Consider the following 23,417-nt stretch of genomic DNA (forward strand, 5'->3'; position numbering starts at 1 on the left):
CGAGGCGCTCACTCCGCGCTACGCGATGCGGGAGCCGCGGGGCACGTGTCTGGCCGGCGTGCGGAGCCGCCGGTACCCTCCGCCGAGCGCGAGCAGCGCGAGTACGGTTTGCAGCGTCATCCCGAGCCACCACACCGGAACAGTGTCGTCGAGGTCGTCCTCGACGGGCGTCTCGAGTGCCGACGGGGCGCACTCGTTGTAGCCGGGCTCGGCCGTTTCGGCGACCTGCATCGAACGGACGGCCCCCGCGATCGTGCTGAAGAGGTCGTCGTCGGCCCACCTGTCGCGCGATGGACCGCCCTGCCCCGTCGTGACGGTGTCGGCGACGACCACGTAGGGATTGAGCGCGAGCACCCACCAGGTCCCGGTGGTGTCGGTGACGGGCCACGTGTCGACGGTCGGCTCGCATGTTTCAGGTACCGCGTCGAAGCATGAGGAGTCGTCGGGAGCGCACGCGTCCACCGCCTCCCAGTATTCGTCGGTGAGCGTCTGGCTCTCGACCTCGACGTACTGGGTGCTGAGCCCCGTAGCGAGCGCGAACGCGATCAACGTGCCCACTGAGAGGAGCGCCACGACGAGATACGCGGTGACGATCGCGAAGACCTGCGACGAGATGAGCGCAGACAGGCCGACCCCGATGATGGTGAACAGGCCGATCTGGAGAACGAGTGCGAGTAAAGCGAGCAGGAGCCTCGACGCGTTGAACTGCCCGAACGCCAGGCTCGCGACGACGAACGGTGACGCCACCACGAGGAACGCGATACCTGTGATCCAGGCAGCGAGCGCCTTGCCGAGGAGGATCGCCCACGGTCCCAGCAGCGTGACCTGCGTCGTCGCGAGCGTTGCGGCAGCGCGATCGGCGCCGATCGAACCCGCGGAGACAGCCGGGGCGACGAGCGTGCCGAACAGGAGCACGAAGTACACGATCACCGAGAACATCGGGAACCCCTGCACCGAGGTGTCGTAGGCGGAGGCGCCCGCGTCGAGGATGAACCAGGTCACCACCGTCACTGCGCCGATCACGACGAACCAGACGATGGCGAGGATCAGCAGGACGCGTGAGCGCATCCGCTGACGCAGTTCGAGCCCCGCCACGATTCCGATACCGCGGAGAAGCCCTGGAGTCGCCGGGTTCATGGGGATTCCTCTCCCTCGTGCGCCGGTCCGCCGTCTGAGCCCAGGTGCATGAACGTGCGCGCGATCCGCCCGGTGACGGGAGCGAAGTCCACGACCGGCACCCCCGATCCCACCAGCCGTTGGAGCAGGGCCACGGCTTCCTGCTCCGTGGCGAGGTCCACGATGACGGCGGGTCCGGCCGCGGTCGCCCGTTCCTCGCGCACGGCACCGTAACCCGCGAGTGTCGAGACGAGCGCGGTGTGATCGAGGGCGCGCACGCGGTAGCGCTCGCCGGTACTCGCCGCCGCGAGGGTCTCGGCGTCCACCGTTCGGCCGTCGCGCAGGTAGACGGCTCGGTCGGCGACCTGTTCCAGGTCTTCGAGCAAATGGCTCGTGATGAGGATCGCGACCCCGTCGGCGGCGAGACGTCTGAGCGTGCCCCGCAGATGCGAGCGGGCGGCGGGGTCGAGTCCGGAGGCGGGCTCGTCGAGCAGGAGGACGCGCGGGCGGTGCACGAGCGAGCGGCCGAGGCTGAGCCGTTGCTGCTGGCCCCGCGACAGGGTGGCGGTGCGCTGGTCCGCGAGGGGAGCGAGGCCGGTCTGGTCGAGCAGCTCCTCGACCCTGGTGGTGCAGAGCGGCCCGCGGATGCCGTACATCCTGGCCATCGCCGTGAGGACCTCCCTGACCGTGAGGTTCGGCCACACGCCAAGGGTGTCAGGCATCCATCCGAGCGCGGCGCGCACGGCGGGAAGCTGGGTGACTGGATCGTTGCCAGCGATCCTGATGGAGCCGTGGTCGGGAGCGAGCAGCGACGCGAGCATCAGCATGAGCGTCGTTTTGCCGCTGCCGTTCGGTCCGACGAGGGCTGTGATGCTGCCGTGCGGCACCGTGAGCGAGGCGTCGACGACGACGGGAGTCTTGCCGAAGGACCGCGCGAGCCCGATGGCGACGATCCCGCCCTCGGGGTCGGTGGAGGTACTCATGGCGTCAGCCTATCCCTCGCACCGACCGCCGACCGGCGATCCGCGCTACAGCGTGTTGCCGAGCTTGAAGCCCTGCTCCTCGCCGTCCGACCGCGTGTACGAGAAGCCGTCCGCGCCGATCGTCACCTCCATCTCGGAGTCGTCGGTGCGGGCGACGACGGGCTGGGGGTTGCCGTCGAGATCGAGCACGAGCGATCCGTCCGTGTACCAGGACGGCACCACAGGGTTGCCCCACCAGTCGCGGCGCTGATTGTCGTGCACATCCCAGGTGACGACCGGGTTGTCGGGATCGCCGGTGTAGTAGTCCTGCGTGTACACCTCGACGCGGTGCCCGTCCGGATCGCGGAGGTACAGGTAGAACGCGTTCGAGACGCCGTGCCTGCCAGGGCCGCGCTCGATGCTGTCCGACCTGCGCAGCGATCCGAGCTTGTCGCAGATGGCGAGGATGTTGTGCTTCTCGTGCGTCGCGAAGCACACGTGGTGCATGCGCGGGCCGTCACCACCGGTCATGGCCGTGTCGTGCACGGTCGGCTTGCGCCGCATCCAGGCCGCGTAGACGGTGCCCTCGTGATCCTGAATGTCCTCGGTCACCCGGAATCCGAGATTCTGCATGAACCCGACCGCTCGCGGCACGTCTGGCGTGATCTGGTTGAAGTGGTCGAGGCGGACGAGCTCGCCCGGAATGTGGAGGTCGTAGCGCCACGACATCCGCTCCGTGTGCTCGGTCTGATAGAAGAACTCGTAGGGGAACCCGAGTGGATCCACCACCCGCACCGAGTCGCCGATGCCCTCGACGAAGCCGTCAGGGTTGCGGCGCACCTCGCAGCCGAGCTCCTCGTAGAACGCGACCGCGAGATCGAGATCCTCGGGGCTCCGCACCCGGTACGAGAATGCCGCGACGGCCGCGACCGGGCCCTTGCGGAGGATCAGGTTGTGGTGGATGAACTCCTCCGTCGAACGGAGGTAGATCGCCTCGTCGTTCTCGGTCGTCACGTACAGCCCGAGTACGTCCACGTAGAACTCGCGCGACGCGGCGAGATCCGTGACGATGAGCTCCATGTACGCGCAGCGAAGGATGTCGGGGGCGGGCGAGGTCGCCTTCGGGATCGGGTTCGCCGACTCGATCGGGGCTTCCTTCGTCACCCAGAATCCGGCGGACTGCTTGTCGGCATCGTTGAGCTTGGCCATCGTCGTTCCCTTTACTTGCCTGCGCCGAACTTCGGCGAATGCGCCTCGTTCAGTGTGATGTGCACCGCCTGCTGGTCGGTGTAGAAGTCGATCGAGCGGTAGCCGCCCTCGTGGCCGAGGCCTGACGCCTTCACGCCGCCGAACGGGGTCCGCAGGTCGCGCACGTTGTTCGAATTCAGCCACACCATGCCCGCCTCGACCGACTGCGAGAAGTTGTGAGCGCGCTTGAGATCGGATGTCCAGATGTACGCGGCGAGGCCGTACTTGGTGTTGTTGGCGAGCGCCAAGGCCTCTTCGTCGGTGTCGAACGGGGTGATCGCGACGACGGGGCCGAAGATCTCCTCCTGGAAGATGCGGGCGTCCGGCGCGACGTCTGCGAAGACGGTCGGGGAGACGTAATTGCCGCGCTCGAAGCCCTCCGGGCGACCGCCGCCCGCGACCAGCCGGCCCTCCTGCTTGCCGATCTCGACGTAGCTCATGACCTTGTCGTAGTGCTCGGGGTGTACGAGCGCACCGACCTCGGTGGCAGGGTCGGACGGTTCGCCGACGACGACGTTCTTGGCGCGCTCAGCGTACCGTTCCACGAACTCGTCGTAGATGTCGCGCTGCACGAGGATCCGGCTGCCGGCGGTGCAGCGCTCGCCGTTCAGACTGAAGACGCCGAACACTGTGGCGTCGATCGCCGAGTCGAGGTCGGCATCGGCGAAGACGACGGCGGGGCTCTTGCCACCCAGCTCCATCGAGAGGCCCTTCAGGTACGGCGCCGCGTTGGCGAAGATCAGCTGCCCGGTGCTGCTCTCTCCGGTGAACGAGATGAGGGGAACGTCAGGGTGCTTCACGAGCGCGTCGCCGGCTGCCTCACCGAGACCGTTCACGAGGTTGAACACGCCGTCGGGCACGCCCGCCTCGCGGAAGATCTCGGCCCAGAGGGACGCCGACAGAGGGGTGAACTCGGCCGGCTTCAGCACGACAGTGTTGCCGGTCGCGAGCGCCGGGCCGAGCTTCCACGACTCGAGCATGAACGGGGTGTTCCACGGCGTGATCAGTCCGGCGACGCCGATCGGCTTGCGGTTCACGTAGTTCATCTGGCGGCCCGGCACCTTGAAGGCGTCATCGTGCTGCGCGACGATGAGGTCGGCGAAGAACCGGAAGTTCTCGGCGGCTCGTCTGGCCTGCCCCTTGGCCTGCGTGATCGGGAGGCCCGAATCGAAGCTCTCGAGCTCGGCGAGCTGCGCATCGCGCGACTCGACGATGTCGGCGATCTTGTGCAGCACGCGCGAGCGCTCGCGCGGCAGCATCTTCGGCCACGGTCCGTCGTCGAAAGCGCGCTTCGCTGCGGCGACGGCGGCGTCGATGTCGGCCTGCTGGCCGGCGGCGGCCTGGATGTACGTCTCGTTCGTGACGGGGTTCAAGACGTCGAACGTCTCACCGCCGATGGAGTCGACGAGCGCACCGTCGATGAAGTGCTGGATCTTCTCGGGCAGCCCTGCGGGCGTCTGCTGGGTCATGGTGTTGCTCCCTGGTGTGTGCGGATGCTGGTGCGGTCAGGCGGCGTCGGTGCCGCGGGTCTGGTGGTGTCTGTCGGGTGAGTCGTGCCGGGGCGACTGCCGCGCGAGCACGGCGTCGAGCGTGGCGGTGCGGTGCGCGCGTGCGCAGAGCTCGACCTCGATCGCCGGGGCTCCCGCCTCGATGAGGGCGAGGATCTGCTCGTGCTCGGCGACCGACTCGTGCGCGCGGCCGGGGACGAAGCTGAAGGAGGAGTCGCGCAGCACGCGCATCCGGTTCCAGCCGCGATGGACGAGGTCGAGGATATGGGGGTTCGGGCACGACTCGAAGAGCACGCTGTGGAACTCGAGGTTCAGCTCGGTGAATCGGTGCGGCTCGAAGTCGGCGAGGGTCTGCCGCATCGTCTCGTTGATCGCCCGAGCCCGGGCGATCTGCTCGGCGCTGATGGCCGGAGCCGCGAGCGCCGTCGCCGAGCCCTCGACCAGGGCGAGGGTCTGCATGGTGTACAGGTACTCGGTCTCCTGAATGAGGGCCACCTGAGCACCCACGTTGCGCTCGAACGTGACGAGGCCCTCGGCCTCGAGCCGTCGGATCGCCTCGCGCACCGGTACGACCGACATGTCGAGTTCGGAGGCGATCGAGGCCAGCACGAGCCGGAAGCCTGGCACGTACGTGCCGTCGTCGATCCGCTCGCGGAGGACCCGGTAGGCGCGCTGCGACTTCGACTCGGTGCTCATGGCTTCGCGCCCGTGTGCCCGCCATCCGCGGTCTCGGCCTCGTACTGGGCCCGCCACTCGGCATTCATCGGAAAGAGTCCGTCGACGGGCGCGCCGCCCGCGACCTGCTCGGCGATCCACGCGTCCGCGCGCTCCTGCGCGGCGGCTTCTGTAGCGACTTCGGCGAGGAGGGCCGGCGGGATCACGATGACGCCGTCGCGGTCACCGAAGATGATGTCTCCCGGTTGCACGGCCGCGCCGCCGCACCCGATCGTCACGTCGGTCTCCCAGGGCACGTGCCGTCGACCGAGCACACTGGGGTGCGCGCCCTGCGAGAAGACGGGAATGTCGAACTCCTGCACCGCGGCGAAATCGCGGACCCCGCCGTCGGTCACGATGCCCGCGGCGCCGCGCACCTGTGCCCGCAACGCGAGCACGTCGCCGACGGTGCCGGTGTCGCGCACGCCGCGGGCTTCGATGACGAGCACCTCGCCGGGGTTCACGGTGTCGAACGCGCGCTTCTGGGCGTTGAAACCGCCGCCGTGGGCCGTGAACAGATCGGGGCGGAAGGGGATGAAGCGGAGGGTCTTCGCGGGGCCGAGGATCCGGTCGCCCTCGTGGTTCGGGTGGACGCCGTCGATGAAGATGTCCACGTAGCCGCGCTTTCGCAGCGCCGCAGAGACGGTGGCGACCGCCACGTCGGCGAGCAGGTCGCGGATCTCATCAGTGAGCGGCGAACCGGCGGGGTCATCGGCTCCCGCCGTTTCGGCGTCGAGGGCGGTCGCCCGACCCGCGGCGACCGCTGCGGCGTGCTCCTCGGCGCTGCCCCAAGCCTCGATGCGCTGCAGGTCGTCGACCTTCGGCCGGTTGCCGAAGTCGCCGAAGGCGTGCTCGCCCTGCGTGACGGTGGTGACGAGGCGACCGCTCGTCGGTGCGCCTGCGGCGTGAGGGGCGTCGACCTCGACCTCGACGACGTCGCCGGGGAGGACGACCGAGGACCCGGCCGGGGTGCCGGTGAGGATCACGTCGCCGGTTTCGAGCGTCATGTGCTGCGACAGGTCGGCGACGAGCTGTCCGAAGGGGAACTCGAGGGTGTCGGACGTGTCCTCCTGGACCAGTACGCCGTTGACCCAGGTGCGCACCCGCCAGTCGCCCTCGCCGATGCCGTCCGTCGGGATCGCGACCGGGCCGATCGGCGTGTAGCCGTCTCCACCCTTGTTGCGCACGTTCGATCCCTTGTCCGCGGCGCGGAGGTCGTAGAGTCCGAGGTCGTTGGCTGCGGTGACCTGCGCGACGTGCGCCCACCCCTGGTCGGGGGCGACCCAGCGGGCCGGCTTGCCGATCACCAGCGCGATCTCGCCCTCGAACGCGAGGAGCTCGGTGCCGGCCGGACGCTCGACGACGCCTCCGGTCGGCGCGAGCGAGGACGCGGGCTTGAAGAAATATGAGGGGAACTCGGGGGACCTGCCCCGCTGCGCGATGCGCGACGGGTAGTTCAGGTGCACGGCGATGATCTTGCCTGGCGTGTCGATGCCGATGCTCATGTCTGTGGTTCCTCCGGGTCGTGGTCAGTAGGACGGGCGCGGTGCGCTCGTCCGATCCTGGTCGGCTGCGTCCGCTTCGTCAGTGCGTGGCGCGGTGAAGCGGTCGGCGAGGGTTTCGGTCTGTCTCGCGAGGATCGCCACGTCCGCGCCGACGGCGACGAAGTCGGCGCCCGCGGCGAGGTAGCGTTCGGCGTCCTCCGGTACGAAGGCGTTCACGCCGACGGGCACGCCGGCGGCGTTCGCGGCGCGGATCGCGGTGAGTACGGCCTCGACGACGTCGGGGTGCCCCTGCTGGCCGAGGAACCCCATGGAGGCGGCGAGATCCGACGGGCCCACGAACACGGCGTCGATACCGTCGACCGCGAGAATGCGCTCGACATCGGCGATCGCGGCGGCCGATTCGATCTGCACCGTGAGGCTGATGGTCTCGCTCGCGCGCCCGAGGTAGCCATCGACCCGGTTCCAGCGTGCGGATCGTGCGAGCGCCGACCCGACCCCGCGCACACCGCCGTGCGGCCCGCCCGGATAGCGCACCGCTCGCACGACCTCGGCGGCCTGCTCAGCGGAGTCGACCATCGGGATAAGGAGGTTCTGGGCGCCGAGGTCGAGCACCTGCTTGATCGTGACCGGGTCCCCGAACGGCGGCCGCACGACGGGAGCGACGGGGTACGCAGACATGGCGTGCAACTGCGCCAGTATCGATTCGAGACCGTTGGGGGAGTGCTCGGCATCGAGCAGCACCCAGTCGATGCCGCTGCCGGCGACGATCTCGGCGGCGACCGCGCTGCCCGAGCAGACCCACAGGCCCGCAAGCGGACGGTCAGCGGAGCGGATACGGGAGACGAACGTCTCGGGCAGGGTCAGATGAACCGGCATGTCACCGCCCCCAGCGTGCCGTAGTCGGCGTGAACGGTGTCTCCGCGCTCGACCCACATCGGCCGCGTGAAGGAGCCGGCGAGGATGATCTCGCCCGCATCGAGTGACTGTCCGTGCTGGGCGAGCTTGTTGGCGAGCCAGGCGACGCCCATCGCCGGGTGGCCGAGCACGGCGCCAGCGACACCGGATTCTTCGATCGTCTCGTTGCGGGAGAGGAGTGCAGAGGCCCACCGCAGGTCGAGCCCGTCCGGGCGCACGGGCCGGCCCCCGAGGACCATGGCGCCCATTGCGGCGTTGTCGCTGATCGTATCGACGATCGTCCGCCCTTCCATTTCGAGGTGCGAGTTCAGCACCTCGAGGGCGGGAACGACGTAGTCGGTGGCGTTGAGGACGTCGAAGATCGTCGTGCCGGGCCCGGAGAGCGGCTTCGCGAGGACGAACGCGAGCTCGACCTCGATGCGCACATTCGAGAAGCGGTCGAACTCGAGGGCGGTCCCGGATTCGACGACCATATCGTCGTGGATCACTCCGTAGTCGGGTTCGGTGATCCCGGTCGCGACCTGCATGACCTTCGAGGTGAGACCGATCTTGTGTCCCACCAGGCGAGCCCCCTGCGCGATGCGCCGGTCGGACCAGAGCTTCTGGATCGCGTAGGAGTCGTCGATCGTCATGTCGGGGTACCGCTGCGTCAGGCGGGGCAGGACAGCCCGCTCGCGATCGGCCCGGACGAGTTCGTCGGCGATGGTCTCGATCTGCGTCTCGGTGAGCACAGGGCCTCCGTCTCCTCAATGAATACGTATCTGAGATCGTATATGATCTGCTGGCATTGCGCTAGGGGTGATGGCAGCATCGCGCTCGGGGCTGAGGGGCGCCTCCGTATGGAGCCCCCGCCATCTCGCGAGGACAGTGTGGACCCCTATACTCGACGCAACGAAAGGGGTGCCATGGGTCCGACCGCGCTCGACGACCTGCGCGAGCGGCTGGGAGCCGCCGTGCTCACCGATGCGGAGGCGATGGCGCCGTATGCGCGCGACACGTCCAGGGCCGCGCCCGAGGGCTCGCCCGTCGCCGTCGTGCTCGCTGAGACTACGGACCAGGTGTCGGCCGCGCTGGCGTGGGCCACCGCCCACCGGGTCCCCGTTTCCGTGCGCGGTGCGGGTACCGGGCTCGCCGGAGGAGCGGTCGGATACCGGGACGGGCTCGTCGTCTCGCTCGAGCGGATGAACCGGATCATCGCGATCGACCCAGCGAACCGTCTCGCCGATGTCGAACCGGGAGTGATCACGGCCGAGCTCGACCGTGCAGCGCACGAGCACGGGCTCTTCTTCCCGCCGGACCCCGCCAGCGCCCGCATCTCGACGGTCGGAGGCAACATCGCGACGAACGCGGGGGGACTGCGGTGCGTCGCGCACGGGGTCACCACCGACTCGGTCGCCGGACTCGAGGTGGTCCTGGCTGACGGGCGCGTCATGCGCACTGGGGGCCGCACCATCAAGGACGTCACCGGGCTCGATCTCACGAGCCTCTTCACGGGATCCGAAGGCACGCTCGGCGTCATCACGCGCGCCACCGTCCGACTGAAGCCGGTGCCCGAGGGGGAGCCGCGCACATTCCGCGCGAGCTTCGCGAGGATCGAGGACGCCGGTGCCGCCGTTGCAGCCATCGTCTCCGGTCCGGCGAGGCCCGAGGTGCTCGAGCTTCTCGATGCGCTGAGCGTGGAGATCATCGAGTCGTTCCACCCGAGTGGCCTGCCCCTCGGTGATGCGGCGATCCTCGTCGGTCAAACGGTGGGCCCGCGAGCCGCCGACGATGCCGCGGCGATCCTCGCGGTCTGCGCGGCGCACGGCAGCGTGGCCTCGGAGATATCGGAGACCGACACGCTCCTCGAAGCACGCCGGCTCTCGAACCCGGCGCTCAACGCACGTGGCCTGCGCGTGTCCTGCGACGTGGGCGTGCCCATCGCTGCGCTCGCCGAGATGTTCCTCGGAGTGGAGTCGGTCGCGCGCGAGCACGGCCGCCGCGTCTCGACGGTCGCGCACGCCGGCGACGGCAACCTGCACTGCACCGTCGAAGCAGGCGAGTCCGCCGACGAGTACGCGGCCGCTGAAGCGGTGATCGACGACATCACCCGACTCGCGCTCACCCTCAACGGCACCGTCACCGGCGAGCACGGCATCGGCTCGGTGAAGCGGCACGAACTCGGGTGGCAGCTCGATGAGACCGCGATCGACGTGCAGCGGGCGATCAAGCGCGCACTGGACCCCGAGGGAATCCTGACGCCCGGCCGGGGGATCTGAGCGTCGCCAACGTCGCACCTGTGCCTGGTGTCGCACCTGTGCCTCACTGAGACCGCAGTAAGTCGGGTCACACTCGCGGTGAATCCCAACTATGTGCATTCTCGGCGAGTTCCGGCTTCAGTGGGGAGGTCGCCGGACTCTTCGCAGTTCCGGCGGCCGGGTATCCCGCAAAGCTGCGGTTGACTCGCCCCGCAGTCCATTTGACTCAGGGCGACCACCCCCGCGGCGGCACTCGACCCGAGCGGCGAGTGCTGCCAGGCTGGTGCCGTCGATGCGGCAACGGTGCCGTGCGTGGAAGGAGTTCTTATGTCGGAGCATGCGGATTCGGTACGCGCGCCGAGGACGGCGATTGTGGTCGGCGCTGGGTCGGCCGGTTCGGTGGTGTCGCGCAGGCTCGCCGACGCTGGTGTCGAGGTGACCCTCCTCGAGGCGGGCGGTGAGGACACGAACCCCGCCATCCACGATCTCAGCCGGATGGGGGAGATCTGGCACTCGCCGGACGACTGGGACTACTTCACGGTTCCGCAGCCGGGCGCGAACGGGCACCGCTTGCATCTGCCGCGGGGGAAGGTCCTTGGCGGTTCGCACTCGCTCAACGCCATGATCTGGGTGCGCTGCGTACCGGAGGACTTCGATCACTGGGCCTCTCTAGGTAATGAGGGATGGAGCTGGGAGGAGGTTTTGCCCGTCTACCGCGCTATCGAGAACTACCGTGGCGGGGGAGAACCCGCCCTCCACGGCGCCGAAGGCCTCCTCGACGTCACCGATGACTACGAACTGTCCCCCATACAGCAGTCCATCATCGACGCGGCAGTCGAGGAAGGCCTCGCGCGCAACCCCGACTACAACGGTGCCTCGATCGAGGGGGTCTCGCAGCAGCAGATCACCGTTCGAGACGGCAAGCGCTTCAACACCTACATGGCCTATGTGAAGCCTGCGCGAGACCGGATCACGGTCGAGACCGGCTGCCACGTGCACGAGCTGATCTTCGCCGGAGATGACGCCCACGACGGTGCTGGCTCAGAACCGTCTGCGCGGCCGCGCGTCGTGGGCGTGCGCTTCGCGCAGGGCGGGGAGGTGCGCGAGCTGCACGCCGATGAGGTGATTCTCGCCGCCGGCGCGATCGACTCTCCCCGCGTATTGCTGCGCAGCGGCATCGGCCCCGCCGACGAGCTGCGTGAGATCGGGATCGAGCCGCGCGTCGACCTGCCCGGCGTGGGCAAGAACCTGCACGACCACTTCCTCGCGCCGGTGATCTTCGACACCGAGCGGCCGATCGACCCGCCGCGCGAGGGAGTCTCGGTGACGCAGTCCCACCTGTTCTGGAAGAGCCGCGCAGAGCTCGACCGACCGGACACGCAGCCCATTCACTTCTCGGTGCCGATGTACGGCGACTTCCTGGAGCCCTTGGGTGACAACGGATTCTCGCTCATGGCTGGCCTCGTCACGCCGGAGTCCCGCGGCTCGATCTCCCTTTCGGGCCCGTCACCCGAGGATCCGCTGCTGATCGACCCCTGCGTGCTCACTGCGGATCACGACGTGCAGTCGCTCGTCGCTTCGGTGCAGCAGTGCCGCCGTATCGGCAGCCAGGCCGCGCTCGCCGCGGCTCCGGACGAGGGCGGCTGGGGATCGACGGAGATCTACCCCGGTCCAGACGTGGGCGACGGCGAGGACCTGGTTGACTACGTGCGCAATACCTTGGCCACGTACCACCACCAGGTCGGCACCTGCAAGATGGGCGTCGATGAGATGGCCGTGGTCTCGCCGCGTCTCGCAGTGCACGGGGTCGACGGACTTCGGGTGATCGACGCCTCGATCATGCCGCGCATCACGACGGGCAATACGAACGCGCCAGCCGTGCTCATCGGGGAGCAGGGAGCGAAGTTCGTGCTCGCCGGAGAACGGTAGAGGACCCGGGGACGGTCAGGCAGATCCCGTGTCCGTCCCCGTTCGCCTCACCCGATCGGGAGCGTCTGGACTGCGACGGGCAGCACGGTCGCGCCGCCCGTCGCGTAGTTCGGTACGTCGGCCTCGACCGCCCGGCCTTCGGGCGAGGTGAGCGCGGCGGTGAGCGCCGCCTCGTCGGCGAACGTCGCCTCGAAGACCGCGAAATACGGTCCGTCGCCCGGTTCGTCGATGTCCAACGCATAAGTGATCCGCTGTACGCCTGGGAGTTTCGCGCACAACGGCAGGTGCGTGTGCAGGTAGTAGTCCCGGAAGGCGTCGCGGTCGACGGGTTCCGGGTAGAGCACGATGAGCTGGTGCACGGGCATCTCCGATCGTGGTTCAGTCGCGCCGGTAGACGCGGCGCCCCGAGAACCAGGTCTCGGCGACGGTGGTCTGCACGAGTTCACCCGCCGGGTGTGCGAACGGGTCGCGATCCAGCAGGATGAAGTCGGCCGACTTGCCGACCTCGAGCGATCCCGTTTCCTCGGCGAGCCCCAGCGCGGATGCCGCGCCGATGGTGAACGCGGCGATCGCCTCTTCGAGGGTGATCGCCTGCTCGGGCCACAGCGCGCCGGGATACTGGCCGCTTGGATCCTCTCGCGTGACGAGTCCGTGAATGCCCTCCCACGCGTTCGGGGAGACCGAGACCGGCCAGTCCGAGCCGCCCGCGACGACGGCACCCGCGTCGAGGAGGTCGCGGTTCGGCTGCATCCGGTCTGCCCGCTCCCGCGGGAGCACCTCGCGGATCGCTTCGACGATCGGTCCAGGCACCCAGATGAACGGTGAGATCTCCGCAACGACCCCGAGTTCGGCGAAGCGCGTGATGTCGTCCGGGTGGATGAACTGCCCATGGGCGACGTGGTAGCGGGTGTCCGCGAAGCCCTCCTCTCGGAGTTCTTCCACCGCGTTCAGTACCGCGTGCGCTGAGGCGTCGCCCGTGCAGTGGATCTTCGCCGAGAGGCCTCGCTGAGCGACGCGACGCAGCCAATCGGTGAGTTCCTCGGGTGGAAGCAGCGTCTCGCCGTGGTGGTGCGCGCCGTGCACGTCATCGGGGAGGTAGGGCTCGATGAACGCGCCCGTGCGGGTGGGAGGCACCCCGTCGAGAAAGATCTTCACGAAGTCGGGCCGGTGGTGCTCGGTGCGGTACTGCTCACCGTCGAAGACGAGATCCTCGCCGATCGGGGTGTATCCGAAGATCTCGTCGTTGATGAGCATCGACGACACCACCCACGCGTCGAGGTCGCCGCTCGCGTCCAGCGAACGGAGCGCCTCGAGGGTCGGAGCGGAGACCGCGGCGTCCTGGAATGCGGTGACGCCGAACGAATTCAAGATCTCGACGCCGCGCTGCGAGGCCAGCCGGCTCTGCTCGGGCGTCAGGCCTCCGGCAGCGCGATGCGCCCGAGCGACGGGGATGCCAGCAGCTTCGAACAGCACGCCGGTGGGCCGGCCATCGGCGTCAACGACGACGCCGTCGTGTTCCGCCGAGACGCCCGCGAGTTCCAGCGCGCGGGAATTGACCCAGCGGTTGTGGTGCGAGTCATCGGAGAGCATCACGGGGCGGCCCCCGGCCGCCTCGTCGAGTCGTGCGAGAGCATCGGCACTGCTGATCTCGCCCAGGCGATCGCTCGCCCACGGGCCGCCGACGATCCACGCTTCCTCGGACGATCTCGCCGCGTGATCGCGAACCGCGGAGACGATGCCGTCCAGGTGCGCGCCGATCGGCAGACGCAGCTGGAAGAGCTCCTCCTCACCGGCGATGGCGTGGTGATTGTGCGCGTCGATCAGGCCAGGCATCAGGAATGCGCCCGCGAGATCCCGGACCTCGGTGGACGGCCCCGCGAGATGCTCGATCTCGGCGCTACTGCCCACCGCCGAGATGCGTCCGTCGGTGACGGCGATGGCCGCGGCGAGCGGTTGCGCAGGGTCCACCGTGTAGATGGTTCCGTTGACGAGGATGAGATCGGGGTGCGGCATCGTCGACTCCATTCGTGTGTGTTCAGCGTTCCTGGCCGGGGGCGCTGCGGGGCGTCGTATCCGTGGTCGTCGAAACCCGCTCCACGTCGAACCGTTCCAAGTCGTTCGAGAGGCTCGCGTATACCTGGGGTTTTCGCGAGCGCAGGTACGCTGCGTACGCAAGTCCGCCGACGAGGGCGAGGAGCAGCAGCAGCGGCAGCAGATTGACGGCGAGTGCATCCGAACCGGCGACGATATCGAAGTTCAGGAAGGCGAGTACCGCGATGCAGAGGAGACCGGTGAAGCCGATCCCCGGGGCGATGAACGTTGCGATGAAGCGCGGATCGCGCTGTCTGCGGAAGGCCACGATCACGGAGAGCGCGGCCAAACCCTGCAGCACGATCAGGCTGAGCGTACCGAAGCCCAGCATGGCGGGGACCAGGGATGTGATCGGGTCGACTCCCGCGAGCGCGAAGCAGAGTGCGACGACTGCTGCGAAGCCGGCTTGGACGATCCCGGCGAACTGCGGTGCGCCGTTGTCGCGGGTCCGTGCCAGGGCAGAAGGGAGGATTCGCGCCCGACCGAGCGCGAACAGGTACCGGGTCGCCGCGTTATGGAATGCGAGCATCGCGGCGAAGAGGCTCACGAGTAGGAGCACCTGCATGAGCACCACAGCCGGCCCCCCGAGGTACTGCTGAGCGAGCGCGAAGATCAGGTCACCGCCCTCGAGGTGCGCGAGGGCCTCGTCCTGCGCCTGCGCCACGCCGGTGGCGCTGACGACGGACCAGGTGGTCCAGGCCAGGATCACCCCGATCAGGATGATCGCGGCGTACGTCGCGCGCGGGATCGTCTTCTGCGGATCGCGTGCCTCCTCGCCGAAGAGGGCGGTCGCTTCGAATCCGAGGAAGCCGGTGGCGGCGAGCAGCAGACCGATGGGCAGCGAGCCAGCGAAAACAGCCGATGGTGAGAACGCAGCGACGTCGTACCCGGTCTGCACGAGCACCGATACGTTGAACACCACCAGCATCAGGACCTCGAGGACGAGCGCCACGCCGAGGATCTTCGAGCTGAAATCGATCCCCCGTCTCCCCATGAGAAAGGAGACCACGATGGACGCGAGGCCCCACACGTACCAGTGCAGATTGAATCCCGTCAGATCGGCGATGACAATCTGCATGAAGAAGCCGCTCGTGCCGATCGTGCCGACGACGAAGAAGTTGTAACCGAGCGTGGCGATCAGACCCGCGACGAGCCCGCCCGGGCGCCCGAGGCCCTTGACGACGAAGGCGTAGAAGCCGCCGGCGTTGACGAGTTGCTTCGACATCTGGGCGTAGCCGACGGCGAAGAGCAGCAGGACGACCGCGACGATGAGGAAGGACATGGGTGTTCCGCCGCCGTTGCCGAGAGCGATCGCGAGGCCGGCGACCACGATGGTCCCGGTGAGCGGGGCGACCGCCGCGAGCACGAGGAACACGATGCCGGCGACACCGAGCGCATTCTTCCTCAGAGCGGTGTTGACGTGAGATTCAGACATGGCAGGCTCCTTCGCCGACCGGAAATGCAGGGGATGGAGTGATTATGCACACAGATGGCTTGACCGTGGGGGCAGGTGGCTATGACGTCAGCGTCGGGATCCGATAGTGGTGGGGGCGGGCCGGGAGAATGGCGGTACGGGTGCCGATGGCGCACCACATGCACAACGGAAGGCGGATTCGCATGGTCGCGAGGGACGAAGGAGTTCAGGGGCGCGTCGTCGTCGTCACCGGGGGAGGCACCGGCATCGGTGCGGCGATCGCCCAACGGTTCGCCGATGACGGGGCGACCGTGGTCGTGCTCGGTCGTCGGAGGGGCCCGATCGAAGAGGTCGCCGCGCGTATCGGGGGCATCGCCATCACCGCGGATGCGTCCGAGGCCGCGTCAGCCCGGGCCGCGGTGCAGGAGGTGGTCTCGAGATTCGGCCGCCTCGACGTCCTGGTCGCGAATGCCGGTGGACACGGTTTCTCCGCCGTCGGCGAAACGAGCGATGAGGACTGGCAGGCCGCCATCACCGTGAATCTCTCGACGGCGTTCGTGATGGCGCGCGAGGCGTTGCCCGCGCTCGAGGCAGACGGCGGTGGTGAGATCGTCGTGATCTCGTCGCTCGCTGGGCTCTTCGCCGGACCATCGGTTGCCGGGTACACGGTCGGCAAGCACGCGCTCATCGGCCTCACCAAGAGCCTCGCGCGCGACTACAGTCGTCGCGGGGTGCGGGTGAACGCGATCTGCCCCGGTTGGGTCCGCACCCCGATGGCCGATGCCGAGATGGACGAGTTCGCGAGCCACGCCCCCGAGATCGGGGACCGGGCGGCCGGTTACGCGGCGGTCACCTCCGATGTTCCGCTGGGACGCCCGGGCGAACCTGAGGAGATTGCCGCGATCGCACGCTTCCTCGGATCTCGCCAGTCCTCGTACATGACCGGGGCTGTGCTCGTCGCGGACGGGGGCGCGCACATCGTGGACCTGCCGACGCTCGCGTTCGAACAGGCGGGAATGTAGGTCGTCCGGGCTCGGCCGCGCTGGTCGAGCCCGGACTGCCGTCTCGGGTCTATCCACCGAGGTAGGCCGAGCGGAGCAGTCCGTCGTCCTCCTGGAGTCGGCGGGCAGGGCCCTGCGGCTGGGTGACCCGCCCGCTCGCCAGCACCATTGCATCATCGGCGATGCCGAGAGCGAGGTGGGTGAATTGTTCGACGAGGAGCACACCGACGCCGGATTCGGCGATCTGCTCCACGAGCGGGAGCAGCCGCATGAACACGACGGGTGCGAGCCCTAGCGACATCTCGTCGATGAGAAGGAAGCGTGGCCGCGCAGCGAACGCCCGCGCGAGCACGACCATCTGCTGCTCACCCCCGGAGAGGAGCACGGCCTGCGAGTCGATCCGCTTCTCGAGCTCGGGGAACGAGTGCAGTACGTCCTCCAGGGCAGCTGTGGTCTTCGCCGTGAGCAGGATATTCTCCCGCACAGTGAGCGATGGGAAGATCGCGCGGCCCTGCTCGATGTGCGCGATTCCGGCACGCGACCGCTGCACTCGCTTCCACTTCGTAATCGACTCGCCGTCGACGGCGATGTCTCCGCTCGAGTGCCCGATTACGCCGGAGATGGATTCCAGGAGGCTCGTCTTCCCCGCCCCGTTCGGGCCGACGAGGGCGACGATCTCGCCGGCGCGCAGGGTCAGGTCGACGCCTGAGATCACCGGTCCTGCCCCGCGGCTGACCGTGACCCCACTCAGTTGCAGTTCGCTCATTGCGTCATCTCCGCATCTCCCATGTAGGCCGCGATCACGGCAGGATCGTCGAGAACCTCGGCGCTCGCCCCCTGCGCGAGGACCCTGCCGAAGTCGAGGACAGTGAGCTCCGTGCACACGGAGCGCACGAGGTCGAGATCATGCTCGATGATCACGATCGCCGTGTCGAAGCGCGAGGGGATCCGCGTCAGCCGGTGTCCGAACGCGAGATGCTCCTCGTGCGAGAGCCCAGCGGCCGGCTCATCGAGGATCAGCACGCGCGGCCCTGACAGGACCGCAGCAGCCACCTCGATGAGCCTGCGCGTACCGACATCGACGTGAGCGAGCCTCTCACTCGGCGGCGGGCACCCGAGGAACGCGAGCGCGTCGGCAAGCTCATCGTGATCGAGCCGCTCGCGTGCGACGAATCGGACGTATGCCTCGACGGACAACTGAGGCGGAACGCGATCCTGCTGGAATGTCCGGCGGAGGCCGCGTCTCGCCCTGGCCGCTGGCGAAAGTCGGCTGATGCTGTTCCCGTCGAGCGTGACATCGCCCGTGTGCTGGGGAAGAAAACCGCTGACCGCGTCAACGAAGGTCGATTTGCCCGCGCCGTTCGGCCCGATCAAGCCCATGATGCTTCGCGGACGGACCCGCAGGGAGACCGCTTCGAGGGCCTTGAGCTCGCCGAACTGCACTCCGAGGTCGCGCACTTCGAGCACGGGTGCGGCGTCGTCGGGGATCGGTTCCGCCGCCTCCGGTACCGCGAACACATCGAGCACGCTCGTACCCACGTCGGGCGGATCGGCGGCAGAAGCGGCCGCCGCCGCTTCGCTCCGCCGTTTCGCGCGCTTCGCGAATCCGCCGCGGATCGCCTCGCCGAGGTTGGATCCGCTGGTGAGCGCCTGGATGCCGAGGAGACCGAAGACGACGAACGCCCAATCCTGGGGAATGCCCCAACCCTTCAACAGCTCGGGGACGAGGACCCAGAGCACCCCGGCGAAGATCGCCATGTCGATGAGGTAGGCGCCGCTCATGACCGCGAGGATGTAGAGCGCAAGCGACTGGATGGGGGTGAAGCTCGCGGCGTACGGGATGCCGACCTGGCCGGCGAGAAGCCCACCCGACACTCCGCCGAGTGCCGCGCTCACCGCGAACGCCGACAGCTTGGCCAGGCGCACGCTCTGCCCGACGGCGGCGGTCCCGCGCTCGGAGAAGGCGACGGCCTTCCAGCTGCTCCCCACGCGACTTCGCTGCAGCAGCGCAACACCGAGTCCGCAGACGACGAGCACGATCACCGCGAAGAAGAAGTACTCGCGGTCACTCGAGAAGAAAGACGGACGCTCCACTGAGAGCCCGTCTTTTTGGCCGGGGAACTGCGTCTGCACGAGCAGCACGTCGAAGGCAGCCGCGAGACCGAGCGTCACGACGGCCAGATTGACCCCGCGCAGCCGGAGCGCCGGGAGCCCGATGAGTACTCCGGCGATACTTGCGACGATCGCGCCCGCGATGAGCCACACGACGAAGCCGCCGGGAGTCTGCGCGACGTTAAGCCAGGACACCACCCAGGCGCCGATGGCGGCGAACGTGAGCTGGCACAGTGCGATGATTCCGGCGGAGCCGGTGACGACGCCGAGCCCGAGCACCGCGATCGAGGCGGTCACCATGCTGATGGCGAGGTAGACCGTGTAGCCGGAGAGACCGGCGCTCAGCGCCCAGCCCACCGCGAGGGCGGCGACGGCGATGCCGACGGGTAGGAACGCGCGCACGCGACGATTAGCGAGCAGCATCCCACACCTCCTTCCGCTGCGACCAGAGCAGCAGTATCACGATGAACAGGAGCGGCACGAAGTTGCGCACGAGTGCGAGTTCGTTGATCTGCGCGACCACGCCGTTCACCACTCCCAGGACGAGGCCACCGACAACCGCGAGGTCGAGGCGCTTGAATCCGCCGAGCAGCGCAGCGGCGGCGGCGGGAATGATGAGCATGGAGAGGCTCACCGCGTCGTTCGACTGCGTCGGGGCGATGATGAGGATCGTCACTGCGCCGACCGCGCCGGTCACGGCCCACACACCGACGGAGAGCGGCTTCGATGCGATGCCGATGAGCTCGGCCGTCGTCGGACGGTCGGAGAGGGCGCGGAGCTGGGTGCCGATCGTCGTCTTCCGCAGCAGGACCGCGGCGGATGCGGCGACGAGCACTGCCAGGGTCACAGTGATGACCGTCACCCAGCTCACCACTACTCCGGCGACGCTGAAGGCCGCGCCGTTGAAGATCGGGGAGAACGGCTGAGGCTTGTTGCCGAACATGATGTATGAGAGTGACATCAGGAGCAGGAACGGCGCGACGGTCATCGCTGAGCGCGTCGACAGGTCGGCCTCGGACAACCACGTGGCTGCGATCCAGCCGATTGCGGCGCTCAAGAGGGCGCCGACCAGGATGCCGGCGATGGTCGCCAGCCAGATCGGCATGTCGAGTCTGCTCGCGAACCACACGGCGATGAATGCGGCGAACATGCCGGTCGCGGCCTGGGCGAAGTTCACTACGCGCACCAGGCGGGACATGAGGGTGAGGGTTACCGCGAACACGGCGTACACGCCGCCGGCCGCGAGACCGGAGAGGGCGCCCTGGAGCAGTGCACTGCCGTTCATGACGGGGCACCGAGCGGCTGCGGGGTGAAGAGAGGGTGGAACATCAGCGGCCTTTCGTGCCGGAGGTGGGGGAGCCGGGGTTGGCGGGCAGCGCGCCCGCCAACCCCGGCAGAGCGGTGAGCGTCAGCTCGCCGGGATCATCAGCCAGTCATCGGCCGCCTGCTCCCAGGCGTTGGTGCCCGACTTCAGGACGACGGGCCAACCGCCCGGCTCGTAGTCCTGGGCGGCGATCTGGTCGAATTGATAGGGATACGCGAGCATGTCGTTGTCAATCGGCTCCATGTTCGCCAGCGCGTCGTTGACGCTCTCACGGGTGATGTCTCCGTCGATGCTCTCGAGTACCTCCACCATGAACGTCGCGGCGAGGTAGCCGCCCTGGCTGAACGAGGTGAGCGTGATCTCGTTCTCCTCCATCAGCGACTTCCAGTCGGCGTTGATCTCGTTGTCTTCGGTGAAGGGGTAGAACTCTGCGGGAACGTAGACGCCTGCCGCACTGTTGTCCACCGCTGCCGCGAAGCTCTCGCTGTACGTCGAGGTGAGGAACAGGAACGAGACGTCATCCCAGCCCTGCTGATTCGCCGCCTTGATCTGCCCGATCGCGTCGGGCTCGACAGCGTTGCTGACGATGCCGTCGCAGCCGGCCTCTTTGGCCTTCACGATATAGGGCGTGTAGTCGGCACCGCCGTAGGGGACGGTGTCGTCGATCATGGTGGTCTCTTTCCCCGTGATCTCGCTCCACTGCTCAACGGCGGCCGCGTAGGCTGGACCGGTCGAACCGATGACGCTCGTGAAGACGCAGAGGTTCTCGAGCCCGAGCTCCTCAGACCCGTAGAGCATGGTCAGGGTCGTGTCGTTGAACGGGCCGATGTTTGCGGGCGCAATGTTCGGCGAGTCGAAGCACCCGGGGTCGACGCCGATGCCCTGGATCGATCGGACGTCTTCCTGCTCGTAGTACTTCGCGTTGATCTCGCAGTCGAGCAACGAGGCGCCGCCGACCAGGCCGACAACCTCGTCGCTGCCGATGAGCTCGCGTGCTGCGGCGGTCGCCGTGGCGGGATCGGCCTTGTCGTCCATGGCCTTGTATTCGATCTGTCGACCGTTGATGCCGCCGTCGGCGTTCACCTGGTCGAACACGGCCGCAGCGGCCTCGGACGCCTCGGGGAAGGTGGCGGGACCGCTGATGGTATTGACGGAGCCCAGCTTGATCGGTGCGTCGCCGTCGCCGCCGGAGCCTCCGGCACAACCGGTCAGCGCCAGCGCGGCGGCCGCAGTCAGGGCGGCGATGCCCAGGATGCGTGATTTCATGGTGTTCCTCTCGAACGGAATGGGGGAGTGAATCAGTGAGTCGGGATCAGACGGGTTGCACGTCGGGGTAGGCGACGGTGCCGAGCGGGTACACGTGGCCTCCTGCTCGGGAGTGCTCGGAGGTTCCGCTGCCAGTGATGCCGAGGAAGATGCCGGTGGTCATGAGGTCGTAGCCGAGATCGTGCAGCCACACGCTCGCCACCGGAATGCGGAACTCACGGAAGCAGAAGAGGTAGAGCGCGTCGTCGAGCTTCCAGACGGTGGAGAGATCCATATCGCCGTGGCCGCGCTGCACGCCCTGCAGGTTCTGCCAGGCATAGCGCTCGGTGGACATGTAAACGTGCTCGTACAGGTGCTCGGGACTGTATCGGTAGAGGTTGCGCTTGCCGATGAGGTCCCGGGATTCGGCGGGTGCCTTCCCGGTTGCGGCACTCCCGTCGAGCGTTGCGGCGATGAAGTCCTGCTTCACCTGGGGCTCACCATCCGTGTGCTCGGCATCGATGCGGGAATGCGTCACGATCGCGCGGCCGGTGCGTTCGGACCAGACGACCGTGACTGCCTCGCGATCGCGCGAGGTGAGGGGCAGGTTCAGGAAGAAGACGTCGCTGCGCACCTGCACGGCGTCGTACGGGTCATTTGCGCCAGGTTCCGCGATGGAACCGTTCGTGCTCCACGTCACGGTGTCCGTGGCGAACGAGAAGGAGAGCACATTGCCGTCCGCGAGCGTCAAGGCGAGGGTGCGGCCTCGCAGTGATACGTTCGGCAGCCGATAGGTGTCGATGCCCGCTGCGAACTCGTCGTAGGTGGCCCAGTCGTCGACGCCCTTGCGTTGAGTGTCCAGTGCTCCGATGCGCGCGTGGATCATGCTGCTTCATCTCCTTCGAAGAAGCCGGGCGATGATCTGGGAACACCACCGTCCGGAAGTGATCTCACTGTAGGCACCGAAACGGCCACCGAGGCATCCGATCACCGCCTCCGACAACAGTCGTGCGCTAACGGTCAACGCGTGTCTCAACTCGGTTCCGATTCGAGGCGTGCAGAGGCCTGCAGGTACGCGCGCCGGGGTGCTCCCCGACGATGCGGGGAGGATCGCAGCTACGCGGAGTGGCGGCTCAGCCGCGGCGCAGGTCGCTCGGTGAGAGGCCGTACGCCGATTTGAAGACACGGCTGAAATGCGCCGCGTCGGTAAAGCCCCAGCGTGCCGCTATCGCGGAGACCGTGCGTTCGGCGAGCACGGGATCAAGCAGATCCGTCCGGCAGCGCTCGAGTCGTCGCTCGCGGATCCACGTGGAGACCGTGGTGTCGGCCTGCCGGAACAGCGAGTGCAGATGACGAGTCGAAACATAGTGGGCTGCTGCGATGGAGCCGGGCGAGAGGTCACCCGATGAGAGGTGTTGTTCGATGTAGGCGTAGATCTTCTGCAGGAGCACCTGGTGGGGGTCGCGCTGACCGGGAGCAGCGTCAAGGATGCTCGAGAACAGCGTTCCCATGAGATCGATGCTCGTGTGAGCGAGTTTCGCGCGCACGGGCTGGCTCAGATGAGTGAGTTGCCCGGGGAATTGCGAGAGGAATGCCGTGAGGACGGGGGAGACGCCCCGGTGCTCCTGGCTGAGCGACACGGCCGTCAACTGGTCGGTGAAGGACGAGGGGATCTCGAGACGGTCCTTGGGGAACATCATGATGAGGTTCCGAAAGTCCTCGCCGAAGAGCAGTGAGTAGGGTCGCGACGTGTCGTAGACCGAAAGGTCGCCGGGGCGCATCACAAGTTCTTTACCGTCCTGTACCAGGATGCTGCTGCCTGAGAGCAGCAGGCTCACCTTGTAGTAGCCGCTCCCTCCGCTCGCGATCGTGTCTCGCGTGCGCTCGACGAGATGGGGGCGGGCGGCCACCTCGGTGAAGACCACGTCATCGGCATCCGCCGAGCAGAGCCGAGCCATGAACGGGCCGCGCTCCTCGCCGCTGATCTCCAGCGGCACGAATGAACTCGATACGATCCGACGGAACGCCCCGATGCTGTCGACCTGGGTCGGACGCGAGTCCGCCCGAGACACGTTCTGCTCCTGTGCAGTTGTCAT

20 protein-coding genes are annotated in these 23,417 nt (G+C 67.8%); 3 read left to right on the forward strand and 17 right to left on the reverse strand.

Going from position 1 to position 23,417, the window contains the following annotated elements; all coding sequences use genetic code 11:
* Positions 1-18: 18 nt before the first annotated feature.
* From K8P10_RS06060 to hpaH, 8 genes are read right to left on the reverse strand one after another with little or no spacing between them, the layout of a single operon-like run.
* A complete protein-coding gene (locus tag K8P10_RS06060; protein ID WP_224780904.1) occupies positions 19-1,137 on the reverse strand; it encodes an ABC transporter permease in 1,119 nt (372 codons plus the stop codon).
* Positions 1,134-2,099 carry an ABC transporter ATP-binding protein gene (locus tag K8P10_RS06065; RefSeq protein ID WP_224780905.1) on the reverse strand — a complete coding sequence of 322 codons (966 nt, stop codon included), beginning with the start codon at positions 2,097-2,099 and terminating at the stop codon, positions 1,134-1,136. Before K8P10_RS06065 ends, K8P10_RS06060 begins: the two co-directional genes overlap by 4 nt.
* A 45-nt stretch (positions 2,100-2,144) precedes the next feature.
* On the reverse strand, positions 2,145-3,287 hold the full coding sequence (hpaD, locus tag K8P10_RS06070; protein WP_224780906.1) for a 3,4-dihydroxyphenylacetate 2,3-dioxygenase: 1,143 nt from the start codon (positions 3,285-3,287) through the stop codon (positions 2,145-2,147).
* An 11-nt stretch (positions 3,288-3,298) separates the two neighbouring features.
* Positions 3,299-4,795 (reverse strand): 5-carboxymethyl-2-hydroxymuconate semialdehyde dehydrogenase, encoded by a 1,497-nt coding sequence (hpaE, locus tag K8P10_RS06075; RefSeq protein WP_224780907.1) that lies wholly within the window; start codon positions 4,793-4,795, stop codon positions 3,299-3,301.
* Positions 4,796-4,831: 36 nt separating this feature from the next.
* Positions 4,832-5,530: a GntR family transcriptional regulator gene (locus K8P10_RS06080; RefSeq protein ID WP_224780908.1), complete on the reverse strand. Its 699-nt coding sequence runs from the start codon at positions 5,528-5,530 to the stop codon at positions 4,832-4,834.
* Positions 5,527-7,053, reverse strand: a complete 1,527-nt coding sequence (locus tag K8P10_RS06085) for a fumarylacetoacetate hydrolase family protein (protein WP_224780909.1) — start codon at positions 7,051-7,053, stop codon at positions 5,527-5,529. Before K8P10_RS06085 ends, K8P10_RS06080 begins: the two co-directional genes overlap by 4 nt.
* A 24-nt stretch (positions 7,054-7,077) precedes the next feature.
* Complete coding sequence (locus K8P10_RS06090; RefSeq protein ID WP_224780910.1) at positions 7,078-7,929, reverse strand: HpcH/HpaI aldolase/citrate lyase family protein; 852 nt, start codon at positions 7,927-7,929, stop codon at positions 7,078-7,080.
* Entirely contained in the window at positions 7,914-8,699 is a 786-nt protein-coding gene (gene hpaH, locus K8P10_RS06095) for a 2-oxo-hept-4-ene-1,7-dioate hydratase (RefSeq protein ID WP_224780911.1), read from the reverse strand. Before hpaH ends, K8P10_RS06090 begins: the two co-directional genes overlap by 16 nt.
* 174 nt (positions 8,700-8,873) lie before the next feature.
* On the opposite strand from hpaH, the gene K8P10_RS06100 reads away from it, so the two are divergent.
* Positions 8,874-10,226 carry an FAD-binding oxidoreductase gene (locus tag K8P10_RS06100; RefSeq protein ID WP_224780912.1) on the forward strand — a complete coding sequence of 451 codons (1,353 nt, stop codon included), beginning with the start codon at positions 8,874-8,876 and terminating at the stop codon, positions 10,224-10,226.
* 306 nt (positions 10,227-10,532) lie between these two features.
* Positions 10,533-12,134, forward strand: coding sequence for a GMC family oxidoreductase (locus tag K8P10_RS06105; RefSeq protein WP_224780913.1), 1,602 nt, complete (start codon positions 10,533-10,535; stop codon positions 12,132-12,134).
* A gap of 47 nt (positions 12,135-12,181) precedes the next feature.
* Here the strand turns inward: K8P10_RS06105 and K8P10_RS06110 are convergent, their stop codons facing one another.
* From K8P10_RS06110 to K8P10_RS06120, 3 genes are read right to left on the reverse strand one after another with little or no spacing between them, the layout of a single operon-like run.
* Positions 12,182-12,499 carry an EthD family reductase gene (locus tag K8P10_RS06110; RefSeq protein WP_224780914.1) on the reverse strand — a complete coding sequence of 106 codons (318 nt, stop codon included), beginning with the start codon at positions 12,497-12,499 and terminating at the stop codon, positions 12,182-12,184.
* A gap of 13 nt (positions 12,500-12,512) precedes the next feature.
* Complete coding sequence (locus K8P10_RS06115) at positions 12,513-14,147, reverse strand: amidohydrolase (RefSeq protein ID WP_224780915.1); 1,635 nt, start codon at positions 14,145-14,147, stop codon at positions 12,513-12,515.
* A gap of 22 nt (positions 14,148-14,169) precedes the next feature.
* Positions 14,170-15,660 carry an APC family permease gene (locus K8P10_RS06120; protein ID WP_224780916.1) on the reverse strand — a complete coding sequence of 497 codons (1,491 nt, stop codon included), beginning with the start codon at positions 15,658-15,660 and terminating at the stop codon, positions 14,170-14,172.
* A 182-nt stretch (positions 15,661-15,842) separates the two neighbouring features.
* On the opposite strand from K8P10_RS06120, the gene K8P10_RS06125 reads away from it, so the two are divergent.
* Entirely contained in the window at positions 15,843-16,661 is an 819-nt protein-coding gene (locus K8P10_RS06125) for an SDR family NAD(P)-dependent oxidoreductase (protein WP_224780917.1), read from the forward strand.
* A 49-nt stretch (positions 16,662-16,710) separates the two neighbouring features.
* Here the strand turns inward: K8P10_RS06125 and K8P10_RS06130 are convergent, their stop codons facing one another.
* The 6 genes from K8P10_RS06130 to K8P10_RS06155 all read right to left on the reverse strand — a co-directional run bounded on the left by K8P10_RS06130 (position 16,711) and on the right by K8P10_RS06155 (position 23,417).
* A complete protein-coding gene (locus K8P10_RS06130) occupies positions 16,711-17,406 on the reverse strand; it encodes an ABC transporter ATP-binding protein (protein ID WP_224780918.1) in 696 nt (231 codons plus the stop codon).
* The gene (locus K8P10_RS06135; protein WP_224780919.1) at positions 17,403-19,175 is read right to left on the reverse strand and encodes an ATP-binding cassette domain-containing protein; all 1,773 of its coding nucleotides are present in this window, start codon (positions 19,173-19,175) and stop codon (positions 17,403-17,405) included. The genes K8P10_RS06130 and K8P10_RS06135 overlap by 4 nt, the downstream gene beginning before the upstream one ends.
* Positions 19,162-20,037 (reverse strand): branched-chain amino acid ABC transporter permease, encoded by an 876-nt coding sequence (locus K8P10_RS06140; protein WP_224780920.1) that lies wholly within the window; start codon positions 20,035-20,037, stop codon positions 19,162-19,164. The genes K8P10_RS06135 and K8P10_RS06140 overlap by 14 nt, the downstream gene beginning before the upstream one ends.
* Before the next feature lie 123 nt (positions 20,038-20,160).
* On the reverse strand, positions 20,161-21,342 hold the full coding sequence (locus tag K8P10_RS06145; RefSeq protein WP_224780921.1) for an ABC transporter substrate-binding protein: 1,182 nt from the start codon (positions 21,340-21,342) through the stop codon (positions 20,161-20,163).
* Positions 21,343-21,388: 46 nt separating this feature from the next.
* Positions 21,389-22,207, reverse strand: coding sequence for a MoaF C-terminal domain-containing protein (locus K8P10_RS06150; RefSeq protein WP_224780922.1), 819 nt, complete (start codon positions 22,205-22,207; stop codon positions 21,389-21,391).
* Positions 22,208-22,454: 247 nt separating this feature from the next.
* Positions 22,455-23,417: a helix-turn-helix domain-containing protein gene (locus tag K8P10_RS06155; protein ID WP_224780923.1), complete on the reverse strand. Its 963-nt coding sequence runs from the start codon at positions 23,415-23,417 to the stop codon at positions 22,455-22,457.

The organism is Leucobacter sp. Psy1 (assembly GCF_020096995.1).
GTDB lineage: Bacteria > Actinomycetota > Actinomycetes > Actinomycetales > Microbacteriaceae > Leucobacter.